General features: G+C 62.8%; 18 protein-coding genes and 1 pseudogene. 11 read left to right on the forward strand and 8 right to left on the reverse strand.

Going from position 1 to position 12,870, the window contains the following annotated elements:
- Nucleotides 1-37 precede the first annotated feature (37 nt).
- The 4 genes from JGS22_RS02830 to JGS22_RS02845 all read left to right on the forward strand — a co-directional run bounded on the left by JGS22_RS02830 (nucleotide 38) and on the right by JGS22_RS02845 (nucleotide 2,695).
- On the forward strand, nucleotides 38-640 hold the full coding sequence (locus JGS22_RS02830) for an alpha/beta hydrolase (protein ID WP_236073350.1): 603 nt from the start codon (nucleotides 38-40) through the stop codon (nucleotides 638-640).
- A gap of 82 nt (nucleotides 641-722) precedes the next feature.
- The gene (locus JGS22_RS02835) at nucleotides 723-1,199 is read left to right on the forward strand and encodes a hypothetical protein (protein ID WP_211043086.1); all 477 of its coding nucleotides are present in this window, start codon (nucleotides 723-725) and stop codon (nucleotides 1,197-1,199) included.
- A 112-nt stretch (nucleotides 1,200-1,311) separates the two neighbouring features.
- Nucleotides 1,312-1,902, forward strand: a complete 591-nt coding sequence (locus tag JGS22_RS02840; RefSeq protein WP_211043084.1) for a hypothetical protein — start codon at nucleotides 1,312-1,314, stop codon at nucleotides 1,900-1,902.
- A gap of 136 nt (nucleotides 1,903-2,038) precedes the next feature.
- A complete protein-coding gene (locus tag JGS22_RS02845; protein WP_211043082.1) occupies nucleotides 2,039-2,695 on the forward strand; it encodes a hypothetical protein in 657 nt (218 codons plus the stop codon).
- Between the two features lie 590 nt (nucleotides 2,696-3,285).
- Here the strand turns inward: JGS22_RS02845 and JGS22_RS02850 are convergent.
- A complete protein-coding gene (locus tag JGS22_RS02850; RefSeq protein ID WP_211043080.1) occupies nucleotides 3,286-3,489 on the reverse strand; it encodes a hypothetical protein in 204 nt (67 codons plus the stop codon).
- Nucleotides 3,490-3,779: 290 nt separating this feature from the next.
- Between JGS22_RS02850 and JGS22_RS02855 the strand changes: the two genes are divergently transcribed.
- Entirely contained in the window at nucleotides 3,780-4,247 is a 468-nt protein-coding gene (locus JGS22_RS02855) for a hypothetical protein (RefSeq protein ID WP_211043078.1), read from the forward strand.
- Between the two features lie 263 nt (nucleotides 4,248-4,510).
- On the opposite strand, the gene JGS22_RS02860 is transcribed toward JGS22_RS02855, so the two are convergent.
- The gene (locus tag JGS22_RS02860) at nucleotides 4,511-4,972 is read right to left on the reverse strand and encodes an ATP-binding protein (RefSeq protein ID WP_216814815.1); all 462 of its coding nucleotides are present in this window, start codon (nucleotides 4,970-4,972) and stop codon (nucleotides 4,511-4,513) included.
- 245 nt (nucleotides 4,973-5,217) lie between these two features.
- On the opposite strand from JGS22_RS02860, the gene JGS22_RS02865 reads away from it, so the two are divergent.
- Nucleotides 5,218-6,069: a helix-turn-helix domain-containing protein gene (locus tag JGS22_RS02865; protein ID WP_211043750.1), complete on the forward strand. Its 852-nt coding sequence runs from the start codon at nucleotides 5,218-5,220 to the stop codon at nucleotides 6,067-6,069.
- A gap of 13 nt (nucleotides 6,070-6,082) precedes the next feature.
- The gene (locus tag JGS22_RS02870; protein WP_211043748.1) at nucleotides 6,083-6,283 is read left to right on the forward strand and encodes a DUF397 domain-containing protein; all 201 of its coding nucleotides are present in this window, start codon (nucleotides 6,083-6,085) and stop codon (nucleotides 6,281-6,283) included.
- A 72-nt stretch (nucleotides 6,284-6,355) separates the two neighbouring features.
- Here JGS22_RS02870 and JGS22_RS02875 read toward each other — a convergent pair whose 3' ends face one another.
- A complete protein-coding gene (locus JGS22_RS02875; RefSeq protein WP_216814816.1) occupies nucleotides 6,356-6,817 on the reverse strand; it encodes an ATP-binding protein in 462 nt (153 codons plus the stop codon).
- 228 nt (nucleotides 6,818-7,045) lie between these two features.
- On the opposite strand from JGS22_RS02875, the gene JGS22_RS02880 reads away from it, so the two are divergent.
- A complete protein-coding gene (locus JGS22_RS02880) occupies nucleotides 7,046-7,897 on the forward strand; it encodes a helix-turn-helix domain-containing protein (RefSeq protein WP_211043771.1) in 852 nt (283 codons plus the stop codon).
- 10 nt (nucleotides 7,898-7,907) lie between these two features.
- Entirely contained in the window at nucleotides 7,908-8,099 is a 192-nt protein-coding gene (locus tag JGS22_RS02885) for a DUF397 domain-containing protein (protein WP_211043769.1), read from the forward strand.
- Between the two features lie 58 nt (nucleotides 8,100-8,157).
- On the opposite strand, the gene JGS22_RS02890 is transcribed toward JGS22_RS02885, so the two are convergent.
- Nucleotides 8,158-8,664, reverse strand: a complete 507-nt coding sequence (locus JGS22_RS02890) for an OmpA family protein (RefSeq protein WP_308405484.1) — start codon at nucleotides 8,662-8,664, stop codon at nucleotides 8,158-8,160.
- A 157-nt stretch (nucleotides 8,665-8,821) separates the two neighbouring features.
- On the opposite strand from JGS22_RS02890, the gene JGS22_RS02895 reads away from it, so the two are divergent.
- Both JGS22_RS02895 and JGS22_RS02900 read left to right on the forward strand, forming a co-directional pair.
- The gene (locus JGS22_RS02895) at nucleotides 8,822-9,049 is read left to right on the forward strand and encodes a hypothetical protein (protein WP_216814817.1); all 228 of its coding nucleotides are present in this window, start codon (nucleotides 8,822-8,824) and stop codon (nucleotides 9,047-9,049) included.
- Nucleotides 9,042-9,290 (forward strand): hypothetical protein, encoded by a 249-nt coding sequence (locus JGS22_RS02900; RefSeq protein WP_216814818.1) that lies wholly within the window; start codon nucleotides 9,042-9,044, stop codon nucleotides 9,288-9,290. The genes JGS22_RS02895 and JGS22_RS02900 overlap by 8 nt, the downstream gene beginning before the upstream one ends.
- Before the next feature lie 161 nt (nucleotides 9,291-9,451).
- On the opposite strand, the gene JGS22_RS02905 is transcribed toward JGS22_RS02900, so the two are convergent.
- From JGS22_RS02905 to JGS22_RS02920, 4 genes and pseudogenes are all read right to left on the reverse strand, one after another.
- Entirely contained in the window at nucleotides 9,452-9,859 is a 408-nt protein-coding gene (locus tag JGS22_RS02905) for a hypothetical protein (RefSeq protein WP_236073003.1), read from the reverse strand.
- 187 nt (nucleotides 9,860-10,046) lie between these two features.
- Nucleotides 10,047-10,604, reverse strand: a pseudogene (locus tag JGS22_RS02910) (pilus assembly protein TadG-related protein); the annotation flags it as partial.
- A gap of 35 nt (nucleotides 10,605-10,639) precedes the next feature.
- A complete protein-coding gene (locus tag JGS22_RS02915) occupies nucleotides 10,640-10,819 on the reverse strand; it encodes a Flp family type IVb pilin (protein WP_211043275.1) in 180 nt (59 codons plus the stop codon).
- A gap of 549 nt (nucleotides 10,820-11,368) precedes the next feature.
- Complete coding sequence (locus JGS22_RS02920) at nucleotides 11,369-12,124, reverse strand: response regulator (RefSeq protein WP_211043271.1); 756 nt, start codon at nucleotides 12,122-12,124, stop codon at nucleotides 11,369-11,371.
- Nucleotides 12,125-12,870: the final 746 nt, after the last annotated feature.

Consider the following 12,870-nt stretch of genomic DNA (forward strand, 5'->3'; position numbering starts at 1 on the left):
AGGAGGAATAGGCGGCGACATCGATCGAGCAAGCGAACTGTGGCGCGAGAGCAACTCAATCAAGCCCAAGGACCAAGTATCTGTCATCACCTGGCTCGACTACGACGCCCCACAGTCAGCAATCCCAGTCGCCGACGGCCCTCTCATCCCTGAAGCCCGAGACGGCTCGTACGCAATTAAGGGAGGACCCATTCTTGACGAATTCCTCAAAGGCGCCAAGGTCGCGCACAGTAATGAATCAGAAGGATCTGGACACACCACCGTGGTCGGGCATAGCTATGGAAGCACGGTGGTCGCAGAGGCAGCGAAAAATGGTGCGCGACCTGACGACGTAATCGTCGCTGGAAGTCCGGGGATGCAGGCCAAGCATCACACCGACTTGGGCATTAAGGACGACCACATGTGGGCAATGGTCGCGGAGGGCGATATAGTTCCAAGCGTGGGACGACTAAGCGCACTCCAAGAAGGCGGGATCGTCCCATCCGACACACAGTTCGGATCAGCAAACATGGCAACTGACACCATCGGACACAGCGATTACTGGAAGCGAAGAGAAGACGGCCAGGCTTCCCTCAGCCTCCAGAACCAGGCACGAGTAATTGTGGGAGAGTATGAAGAGGTCGAAATCAATCAAAAGTGAATCAACGCGCAAGGGATTCACCCCTTACACCACTCTCCCTTCGTGCCTAATTGCACTATTCACACTAGGAGGCTGCTCTTCTGTGGATACCGTCGAGGATAAACTAGGATACACCCCAGAAGTACGTAACTCCGCAGAAGAAAGAGGGCACGTCAATGAAATTTCGAGCAAGGTACGGGACTGGATGGCACTTTCCGGTGAAACTTCCGGTGGAGACGCCGCTGTTAATACATGCCACAGCGTGGACGAACAGCGAGAAAAATACTACCTAATCCGCCACGTTTGGTCAATCTACGATGTACGCGAAGGGAGTTACTCGGACGCGATGGACAACATCCGTCAACGGCTCCCCGACGACGGATGGAACGTGACCAAGGACGAGCCGACAAATTCGCGCGCTCGCAACCCGCAGATAGTTGCAGTGCATGAGAAGTCGAAACACACAATTGTAATCGAATGGGCGCAACGTAGAAACGATCCTAAAAATGAGCTCATCAAAATCAATGTCGACTCACGCTGTATGCAGGGGACCGACGGTGACGATCTCGGCAGGTCATGACTAAGTTTTCCACCTCGCTCGGGGTGGTTGGACGGTATGCGCCTGACGAATCGGTGTTAGCAGACCAGAGAGTGGCACCTAAATGTTTCTCGTCCTGAGACTAGGTGCGTCGATGAAGCCCACCGTCAGCGCAACGTTTTCCAGTCGCGCGAAAACGGGAACCGGGAGGGTTGCGCCGCGGTTGGCGAACCGCGTCCTTGCCGTTGGCATCGCTAGCTCCCTGCTCTTCATTACAGGGTGCGCGGTAAAGAATGTTGAAGATGAACTCGGCTACAAGCCTGAGGCCCGCTCTCCGCTGAGTGCCAACAGCGAAATCGACTCGCTGTCGAGTCAACTTGTCAGGTGGATGAAGGTCGAAGGCGAAGTCACCGAAGAGGGTGCGTCTGAAACGCCTTGCGGAGTCGATGGATCAAACGACCAGCACTTCTATTCTCGCCACTTCTGGTCAATCTACGACCTCACCAAGGGCACACTCGGCGAGGCCATGAGCGAATTGCGAGACAGGTTCCACGGGCCTGAGTGGGAGCTAACCAAAGACGGCCGGGATGGGAGTAAGGCAAATTCTCCGGAGCTGCGTGCCATCAATCGGAGTACCGGCCACAAAGTGTTCGCGGTCTGGCGATCGAACAGAAGCGGCGGGAACGTTGATCTGATCAATTTCATCGTTGAGTCACGATGCTACGAAGCGCCGAGAGAAACATAACGCCTGCACGCCAGACTGCCCGTTAATCGGATCGAGGCGCTCGTGTCGACCGGCGTCGAAACCAGATACGCAACGTGGGGGCACAAACCGCCGACCGCCGTGATCGCTGGGCTGCCCGCCCCACTCAAATTTCGTCGTGATTTTTTCCGAGTGCCCGGCAGTGGCACGAGCAGAAGCAGCCCTTCAGGATCAATCACGGGGAGATGCGCCCAGTATGAACCCGTCGAGATCAATCGACACCACTCCACCTCCCATGCCGCTCACGCCGTATTTTCTCGCCTCTGCGAGTCTCGTTCTGATTGCCACGGCAGTTGGCTGTTCTTTCAGCGACACGGTGGAAGACAAGCTGGGGTACGCCCCGGAGATTCGCAGCACTTACACCGAGACAGCAGAGGTAGACAAAATGTCCAGTCGAATTCTCGACTGGACGAAACTTACCGGAACGACGACTGAGGGACAGGCCGCAGTCAGCCCTTGCTACGAGAGCGAGAAAGACAAAGAAGAATACTACGTAGTTCGCCATAGGTGGTCTGTATACGATCTCACCGAGGGATCTTACGGCGAGGGAATGGAAAACCTCCGGAAAGAACTCCCAAAGAATGGCTGGAAGATCACTCGGGATGGGCAAGTAGAGTCCATCTCAAGGCAACCACAGATCGTCGCAAAACACACTCGATCCAATCACACTATTGTCATCGAATGGCTCTGGAAACAGAAAGACCCCGACGATGAGCTTATTTACGTGACTGTGGATTCTCGCTGCATGAAGGTACCAGAAGGCGAAGAGGTATAACCGGAAACCGTCCGACGGATAGGACCTGTGATGGTTCGAACGCGACGTGCTATCGCGGCGTTGGCGGGTGCGGGCGTTGCTTGCGCGATGCTCTTGGTATATGTCCACATCGAGAACAACAAGAGGAGTGAGGGGGACGGCCGGTGGGCGGCCAACGTGAGCCTTGACGAAGTACGCACTCATATAGGGATCAAGATCCCAGCGGACCGCAGCTGAAATTGGAGGGTCTCAGAAGCTGCGTGGACATGTACGTGCATGAGCTCGATTCACACGATGCGCGTGTCTACTGGAGGTCGAACTTCCGTGACCGATACTCGGCCACCATTAACGGTTCCGACAATGGTCAGAGGCAACGAGCGTCGGCCGAGTGAGCACCGCCAAGAATTGACTCGAAGTACGTTGCATTGTCAACGGGCCGGTCGATTGCGATCGTTGAGGGCGCGGAGGTGCTCAGTGAGGCGATCGTCTCGGGCTTCTCGCACTGGGAGTCAGAGCTCCAGGCACAGGTGAAGGCCGCAGTGGAAACGGTGACGACCGAGGCACACATTAATCTGTTCTGTTTCGAACCGGCTATTGATCGAGAGCTGAGATCAGAACTGGCCCTCTTCCATGACCGGGAAGTCGCTTCTTGCCCGAACAAGGAACTCCCCGTCCACTTCCCTGGTCCAGGCAGGGACCTGCCGTCGTATCCCCTCGTCCTCCATGACACCTTGCACTGCTTCCCTCACCTGACCGGCCTGGTCACGAGAGGAAAGATTCTTGATGTCCAGCTCGATAGTTATTCCCACAGACATGGCGTTCACTCTACCGGATTCGAGTACGTGATCCGGACGTGCTGGGCCCGGTGGTGTAACAAACGCGCTTCGGGCGGGCGAGCCTCGTTCTGCAGGACACGCGGTTTTGTGCCGATATCGGCGCAGCAGACTTCATAGGGCCGCAGCGACAGCTGGGGGTGGAAGTTGACGACGAGGCGTCTTGCAGCTTTCCGGAAGTAGAGGTGAGGATCATTCTGCGTCGTAAGTCAGTTCACTCGAGGATTGCCGCTGTCGCGGCCTTGGCCATCACATGCGGAGGGTGCAGTGAGATGCAGACCGTAGAACAGAGACTTGGATATGAGCCGAGAGTCAGCGCCCCGCAGAAGGAGGAAACGACAGTCGATGGCGTATCGGGTCAGATTCTCGACTGGATGGGAGTCAGTGGCAAGAGGACTGGGGGTCGGGCCGGGGAGAGTACGTGTTTCGCATCGGGCAAGGAAATAGACGAGTACTACACGGTGAGCCATATCTGGTCGATCTACGACCTGACCGAGGGCAGCTACAGGGACGCGATGGAGAATCTTCGGGAGCAACTACCCAAGAACGGCTGGAAGATCACCGAGGATGGGCCTGCCAACTCATCCGCCAAGCAGCCGCAGATCGTCGCACACCACCCGCAGAGCGAGCACACGTTTTTCGCAGAGTGGCAATGGAAGCGCCCCGACCCGAGGAATGAACTGATCTACATCAGCGTCGACTCTCGGTGTATGAAGAAGCCGCAGGCGGAGGCCGAGTAGGCGCTTTGAGCTACCAATGGGTCTGGTGAGGCCAGTGGCCTCCGGAACGTTCGGTTGTCCGGATCGGGGAAGCCGGCTGCGGAGGCGCACGGGCAGGGTGCCGGAGCGCCGGGTGCGCGGGAGTCGCGGGTAGTGGAGGTAGGGGTTTGCGGTGGGCGGGGGCTGTTGTGCGCGGTCGCGGTCCTGTTGGGCGGGCGGCTGGGGTGGCTGCCCACGTGGTGGCGTGGTGGGCAGCCGGGGTGAGTGGTGCGTGGGTGAGCGGGTCAGGTGGTCAGTTCGAACCAGGTGACTTTGCCGGAGGGGTCGGAGTCGAGGGAGTAGCGGCCCCAGTTGTGGGACAGGTGGTGGACGAGGTAGAGGCCGCGGCCGAAGGGGTCGGTGGTGGTGAGGGGCAGAGGTTCGGGCAGTTCGGGGTGGCTGTCCCAGACGCTGACGCGAACGATGCCGTCGCGGGCGCGGGCTCGTACGTAGATGGGGCTGTCGGCGTGCTTGACGGCGTTGCCGACGAGTTCGCTGGTGAGCAACTCGGCTGTCTCGACGGCTGATTGGCACACGTCGTAGGTCAGCAGGGCGATGCGGACGGAGTGGCGGACGATGCGTACCGCGCGGGGGTTGTTGGTGAGTTGAAGGCTGCACTCCCATGTGTCGGGCGGGTTGGTGGTGGGACGGACGTTGGTGGGTGGAGTGAACGGGCCGGCGGGGGTCGCGGGCGGGGCGGTGGACACAGTTCTCCCAAGGTCGAGGTGGGGAAGTTGAGTTGGTGTCACAGTCCGGGTGGTGGCGATGCCGTACCGCCGCGCGCAAGCAGCACGGTGTACTTCCGACATCCAGACGACGTGCCGTGAGTGACGCACTACCGAAAGTACACGGCCGGGATGAAATATGTCTACCGAACATTGAACTAGTGTCATCCATGCGTGGCGATAAGGTGACCCCTGGCCTGACCGACGACAGAGGGAGACGGGCCTCGATGGCACAGAGGACTGCCCCGACCGCTCGCCAGCAACGACTGGGCTACGAGCTACGGAGACTGCGTGAGCATGCGGACCTGTCAACTACCGCCGCCGCGAAGCTGCTTGGCGTCACCCAGTCTCGCGTCAGCAATACAGAATCCGCGCGCATCCCTGTAAGCGCGGACAGGATTCGAACTCTTGCGTACGAGCTTGGCTGTGCCGATCACCAGTTCGTGGATTCGCTGGCTGCCATGGCGACAGGACGATCACGCGGCTGGTGGGAGGAGTACCGGGAAATCCTGCCAGCGTTCATGCTGGACCTGGCTGAGATGGAGCACTACGCGGCAGCGCTACGAAGCACACAGGTGCTGTACCTGCCGGGACACCTGCAAACCGTCGACTACGCCCGGCATGTCTTCCGGAGCAACATCCCGACACCGTCGCCGCCACTCGTGGAGTTCCTGACCTCACACCGCGTGAAGCGCCAGCAGGTCCTGTACCGAGAAGCGCCTTTGCCGTTCATCGCCATGATCCACGAGGCTGCGCTGCGTATAAGAGTCGGCGACGACAAGGTCATGAAGGAACAGCTCAAGCACATCGCCGAGGTGAGCGAGCTCCCCCACATCACAGTTCTCGTCGTTCCCTACTCCGCAGGGCTCATGCCCGGCTCTGGTCAGACTGTCCTCTACGCCGAGGGCCCGGTACCCCGACTGGACACAGTCCAACTCGACACCGAGCATGGTGCGGAGTTCTTGTTCTCAGATTCCCAACTGGATAAGTACCGAACGCTGTTGGAGCGTACCGAGCGTATGGCGCTGTCCCCCACCGCATCCCGTGAGCTGATCACCTCGATCGCTCGAAGCCGCTGAGAGGTTGCCTGACATGTCGTCGCCGAAGCACATTCATTGGGAGAAATCTTCGTTCAGCGGCCAAGGCAACAACTGTGTGGAGCTTGGTAGTTCAGGCGGGGACGGGGTTGTGTTCGTGCGGGAGTCGGATGAGCCGTGGGCGGTGTTGTGCAGCTCACCGGAACGGGTTGAGGGGCTCCTGAGGGCCGTACGGGACGGGCGGTTGGAGCTTTAGAAGGCGACTGGTGTGGCTGCCCACGTGGTGGCGTGGTGGGCAGCCGGGGTGAGTGGTGCGTGGGTGAGCGGGTCAGGTGGTGAGTTCGAACCAGGTGACCTTGCCGGAGGAGTCGGAGTCGAGGGAGTAGCGGCCCCAGTTGTGGGACAGGTGGTGGACGAGGTAGAGGCCGCGGCCGAATGGGTCGGTGGTGGTGAGGGGCAGAGGTTCGGGCAGTTCGGGGTGGCTGTCCCAGACGCTGACCCGGACGATGCCGTCGCGGGCGCGGGCTCGTACGTAGATGGGGCTGTCGGCGTGCTTGACGGCGTTGCCGACGAGTTCGCTGGTGAGCAACTCGGCTGTCTCGACGGCTGATTGGCACACGTCGTAGGTCAGCAGGGCGATGCGGACGGAGTGGCGGACGATGCGTACCGCGCGGGGGTTGTTGGTGAGTTGAAGGCTGCACTCCCATGTGTCGGGCGGGTTGGTGGTGGGACGGACGTTGGTGGGTGGAGTGAACGGGCCGGCGGGGGTCGCGGGCGGGACAGTGGCCACAGTTCTCCCAAGGTCGAGGTGGGGAAGTTGAGTTGGTGTCACAGTCCGGACGGTGGCGATGCCGTACCGCCGCGCGCAAGCAGCACGGTGCACTTCCGACACCGGACGAAACGGAGTTACCGATGCGCTACCGACAGTAGGGGATTCGGTCTCACTCATTCAACCCCATCGGGTACATTCATGTACCTACATAGGATCTCAGGTGCGCACCCAGACGAAGGGGTATCGATGCCGCCCAGGACTACGACGACAGCACGCCAGCGTCGGCTGGGCTACGAGCTGCGGAAACTACGCCAACGTGCCGGCCTCAGCGCTACCGAAGCAGGCAAGCAGCTGGGCCTCGACCAGTCACGGATCAGCAACATCGAGGCAGCCCGATTCGGGATCAGCGCTGACCGGGTTCGCACTTTCGCCTACAACTACGGCTGCGCGGACAGCGGTTACGTCGACGCGCTCGCCGCCATGACCACCTCGCGCAGGAAGGACTGGTGGGACGAGTACGCAAGTACGCTTCCCAGCGGCCTCCTCGACCTGGCGGAGACCGAGCACCACGCCAGTGCCATAGAAACGGCGCAGACGACGCATCTGCCCGGGCTGCTGCAGACTGTGGACTACGCACGCTCCGTCTTCCGTCAGTCAATCCCGAACCTGCCTCCACCACAGGTCGAGTTCCGGGTCTCGCACCGGATCAAGCGACAGGACCTGCTGTACAGAAACGTTCCCGTCGCCTACAGAGCCGTGATTCACGAGGCCGCGCTGCGGATGCAGTTCGGTGGGGCCGACGTGACACGCGAGCAACTCGCGCACATCCTCGACATGAGCGAGCGCGAGCACATCACGATTCTGGTCATCCCGTTCACCGCTGGCGCGTTCCCGGGTGCGGGTCAGAGTGTCCTCTACGCTCACGGGCCGGTGCCTCAGCTCGACACCGTGCAACTCGACTCAGAGCACGGGTCGTTGTTCCTCGAAGCCGAGGGTCAGCTTGAGAAGTACCGTACGTTCATGCGGGAGTTCGAGTCAGTAGCCGTCGACGATCACGCATCGCGCAGCATCATCCGGCGGGTCATCGAAAGCCTTTGAGGAGTCCACGATGAGCGACGTCAAGTGGCAGAAGTCGAGCTACAGCAGTGAAGGCAACAACTGTATGGAGCTGGGGCGTTCACGCACGTCGGACGAAGTTCACGTCCGGGAGTCCGAGGACCCCGGAACGGTGTTGCACAGCTCTCCGGCGCGCATCGCCGGGCTGCTGGATGCCGTACGGGACGGGCGGTTGGAGCTGTAGCAACGAGTGAGGGGCGGCTTCGTTCGAAGCCGCCCCTCACTCGTTGCTTTGAGGTTGCTCAGTCGGCGCGTTGGAAGGAGATCTCGACGCGGCGGTTCTGGGCTCGGCCGTCTTCCGTGGAGTTGTCAGCGATGGGGAAGTCCTCGCTGTAGCCACGGATGTTGAACTTGAGCGAGGAGTCCTTGAGGGACTTCAGCAGGATCTTGTGGACGGCTTCGGCGCGTTCCTGGGACAGCCTCTTGCCGTTCTCGTACGAGCCGAGGTTGTCGGTGAAGCCGTAGACGCTGACCTCGCTGGCCTTCTGCTTGTTGATCTCGGCAGCGATGTCGGCGATGCGGGAGTTGACCTTCTTGTTGAGCTTCGAGCTGTTCTTTCCGAAGAGAACTTCGGCCTGGAGCGTGAACTTGGTCTGCTCGTTGGTCTCTTCGCGACGCTCCTCGGCGACTCCGCTGCCCGACTCGTCCTCGTCGTCGTCCTCGGCCGGCGGCGCGCTGAACGACGGGATGCGAGTACTGCGCGGACGCAGCAGCACCACCGGACCGGCGGTGCCGTTCCGGCCGCTCACCGAGGCGCTGATGTCGCTCTTCCGCAGCGGCGACCCGCCCGACGGCGTCCTCCTCGGCCCCTACCGTCCGGCGCCGACCGCAGTAGCCGATGAGACGCCTTACGGTCCTGCGAACGACAAGCCTCCAGTCGAGATCGACACAAACTCACCGAAACTGATGATGCGTGACGGTGCCACGCTCGACAAGGCTCGTGTCATCGACATCGTGCAGGTCGTCGAGGAGGGCGGTGGAGTGGGCGGAGGCGAGCAGCAGCCGCAGCACCGCCTCGCCGACGCCCGACAGGGACGCGGGGGCGTGGTCTTCGTCGTCGGCGAGGGCATTGCCGAGCTGCTCCAGCTGAGGGTCCCTCCCGACCAGGGAACGCGTATGGGAGCGCATGATTGAGGATGATAAGCAGAAATCCTGCCCGGACGGCAGGGTGCGTGACACTCGTCCCGAGGTCCGGGCGCGCTGCGAGGGGTGGTTCGCGTGGTGGTGCGTGGTCGTGCGTGTGGTGCTCGGCGAGGCGGTGCTGCGGCTGCTGCTCGCCTCCGCCCACTCCACCGCCCTCCTCGACGACCTGCACGATGTCGATGACACGAGCCTTGTCGAGCGTGGCACCGTCACGCATCATCAGTTTCGGTGAGTTTGTGTCGATCTCGACTGGAGGCTTGTCGTTCGCAGGACCGTAAGGCGTCTCATCGGCTACTGCGGTCGGCGCTCCGACCATCGTGAGAGTTATCGCCACAGCGCTTACGCCGACTCCGGTTGCAAGTGATCGGCGGCTGGAGGAGAGGCGCATCCCTGTCACCCTTCCGAGAGTTCGAGGCCGACTGGCGACATCGTGGGCAGCTGGAACTGAACCTTCTTGACTTCCTTCGGCGGTGCGGGGAACTGAGCGAAAATTGGCCGGCTATCTCCGGCCTTCGTCAGCGGGATGTCGGTGGTGCACAGACACTGCCCGTCAGTGTCACGCAGGATCATGTACCGCTTCTTGCCCTGGGTATCAACCAATGTTGCACCCGAGATGTCGGATTTCGACTTGATGCTTGCCTCTTGAGACTTGAGGCGCACAGGGTCGAAAGCTTCGTCGCTCTTGTTGTTCAGCGTTGCTTGAATCGTGACGAACCCGCCCTCGTCACGCAGCGCTGAGTGAACTGAGACCACTACTCCGTTCGGTCCCTTGAGCTCACCCAACAGCTTGTCGGTGTCCACATCATCAGTGTTTCGGCCACCCGAGTTCCCAGCCTTGTCGTCGCCGGGCTTCTTCTCCTCGTCCGAGTCGGAGTCACCCCCTCCCCCGCACGCCACCAGAGCGCAAGACAGCGCAGCTGCCACTACAGCGTGCATCGCTATGCGAGCAGGCCGGGTACCCATAGGTTCGCCTTTCGAAGTCAGTCCATCAGTTGGTGAGCCGCACAGTGAAGAGATCGCCCAGTCGCGGCAAGGGATCGTCCTCCTCTGGATCGATCACCAAGTCTTCCCCGTCACAAGTCAACTCGATGGGGTCGCTGGCGTCGGCAGGCTCCGTTTTCAGCGTGCACTTGGGCTCAATGACGGCTTCTGCGGAGGCGCTGGATCGCTTTCCCTCAGTCCCAGGAATGATCGACGATCCGACAGACCTTCGAACTTTTACGTCCACCTCGAAACCCTGCTGAGGAAGTGCCAGTCGCGTGCAGGACTGGGCGTCTGCCCCGTTCTTGTTCGCGAAGATGTCTGCCTCGGCGCACCCGTCAGCAGTCGGAAACAGCTGCCCTTCGATCAGCTCTTCCAGTTCCTCAAGATCCAGGTCGTCGCCCAGCAGCTCGTCTGCGATATGGGAACGTGCGGCGCCAGCTGCGGCAAGGGCGGCAGCGTCGGCAGCACCTTGCGCATCACTGCGGTTCGCCACGGCCTGGCCGACCGCAAAATATGCGAACGCCAGAAAGAGCAAGCCCCCGACCACCACAATGTAGATCGGGAAAGCCTGCCCAGAATCTTCCTGGCGAAGGCGTACTAGTCGGCTGCGCCGGTCACCTTTGAGATCTGCTCGTTGATCGCTTCGACGATCGTGGCACCGAAGTTCGTGGCCAGCAGGACGACGATGATCGCGGCGACTACGGCGAGGATGCCTAGGTATTCGATGGCCGTCTGGCCTCGGTCCTTTAGCTCGTATCGCTGCCGAAGGTCTCGCATGCTGGTCTACCTCTCCGGGCTGAGCGGATGGCGATGCCTGAGCCGCCGAAGTGCTGTCGTGATCGGACGCCCGTCGACCGATCACGTTGCCGACACGAGGAATATACGCCTCGTCGCCTTCGCCCGGGTTGCGGCCCGGTTGCCAGTTACCGTGCGTACGGGGCGAGTTGCCGGGTTCAGCCATATGTGACCGTCCCCTTCGGCGACTCCTCGTTCTTCCAGCTGTAGTGGTTCTGCACGGTCGGGCGCGCATTGAAACCGGTGGAGTGGAGGGAACTGAAGGGTACGACGTGGTCGTGGAGCGCCATCACCGTTCCTCCTCGCTGGTCGGTCCCGCCGGCCGAGGTGCCGCCCTTCCGGGGTGTCTGCCGCCCGTATCCGCAGGTGCGGACGGTGTCTCGGGCGGTGAGTCGGAAGGTTGTCGGGCTTCGGTGCGGCCCGGCAGCGGATGCGCCTCAGCTCTCCAGAGAGTGACTGTGCCACAACGGCTTGCGCATACGAAACGTCCTCAGGGCTACGTTCTGGACACGAGTGCGGGTGCCGACGGGTTCAGGACTCCAGGCTGTGCGCGGGGAGGCCAACGCGCGTGGCGGTTGCGACGGTTGAGGCGCCGGATGCTTCGGCGGTGGCGCCCCTGGTGTCGCGCACGGCTCGTACGGCGGCGACGAGTTCCTCGTCGGTGAAGCAGCCGTGGACCAGGTAGCCGAGTGCGCCGAGGCAGAGCGCCTGACGGGTGATCTCGCTGTCCCGGTCGTAGGTGAGCAGCAGCACGGGGGCGAGCGAGACCAGGCGTCGCAGCGCGGCGACGCCGTCGCCGCTGGGGGTGTGCACGTCCAGGAGTACGACGTCGGGGGCGTACAACTGCGCTGCGTCGCAAGCCTGTTCGGCGTCCACGGTCTCCGCGACGACGGTGACGTCCGGCGGCACGTGGAGGGCGGCGACGATACCGGCGCGCTCGGCCGGGTTCTCGTCGGCGAGTACGACCCGGCACTGCGGACGCGGTGTCGAGGTCTCCTCGGCCACCGGCGGGTGCGGCGACGACGCGGCGGGGGCGCGGTCGGCAGGCCGGTCGGCGCGGGCAGAGCGGTCGGCGACGGAACGGCCGGAACCGCTCGCTCCCGCCGACGGACGCGCCGGGGCCGGGCTGGAGCTCTGCTCCGCGCTGCACGTCTCGGAGGCGTGCGAGGAGCTGTGCTGGGAGTGGTGGTCCACGCGGCCGGACGCCGAGTGCGGCCAGAGTGAGGGGCCGGCGGCGGACGACTCCGCGCGCTCGGGCCATGAGCCCTGTGACCTGTGGTCGGACATCGCGCGTATCCCTTCGGCGGTGGCGTGCCCCGGACGCGTACTACCCGACGGTACCTGCCGGTGCGGGCGGTGACGCGGCCCGTCCACCGCCCAAGTGCGCGGCGAACGACGCTCGTTGGCTGGGTGGGTACCCGGTTCGGGCGGTGCCTACGCGCCCCTTTCGCGCCCCGGGGCGCGGAGGTGTGCAGGTCGCGGCGCCCGCGACGGTGCCGCGCGCCGGTTGCGGCACGGGTACGGGCCGGTGCGAGGGAGACGCGACACGCGCGGGAACGAGTCGCGCACGCCACAAGTCGCGTACGCCACACGGCAGTTGGGGGACGGCCTGAGGGCCGAGGGCGGTGGGGAGCGGGGCGGCAAGGGCGGAGGTGTTCTGCACAGCCGGGTCGGGCCAGGTGCGCGCGCACGGCGTGGCGGGAGCCGCTCGCGCCGGTGGTGCCTCGGAGTCGGTGCGGCGCTGGGTGTCCGGGCGGTGGGCGGGAGGGCACGGCGCTCTGTCCAACCGCCGCGGCCTGCGGGCAGGTACGGCCCCAGGGGGCGTGGGCAGGGGAGGCAGCGCGAACGGTCGGGAGGCAGCGCGTATCGCAGGACGCAGCCCGCGTACGGGCAGGAGGCACCGTCTGCCGGCGGTACACAGCCCGTGTATCGCCGGACAGAGCACGTACGGGCGGGACGGCACCGTCTGTTGAGGGACGCAGCTCGCGTACGGGGGGGGGGAGGATCGCGTACCAGCGGGACGCGCCGCGTAC

It is taken from the genome of Streptomyces tardus (genome assembly GCF_018101125.2).
GTDB lineage: Bacteria > Actinomycetota > Actinomycetes > Streptomycetales > Streptomycetaceae > Streptomyces > Streptomyces tardus.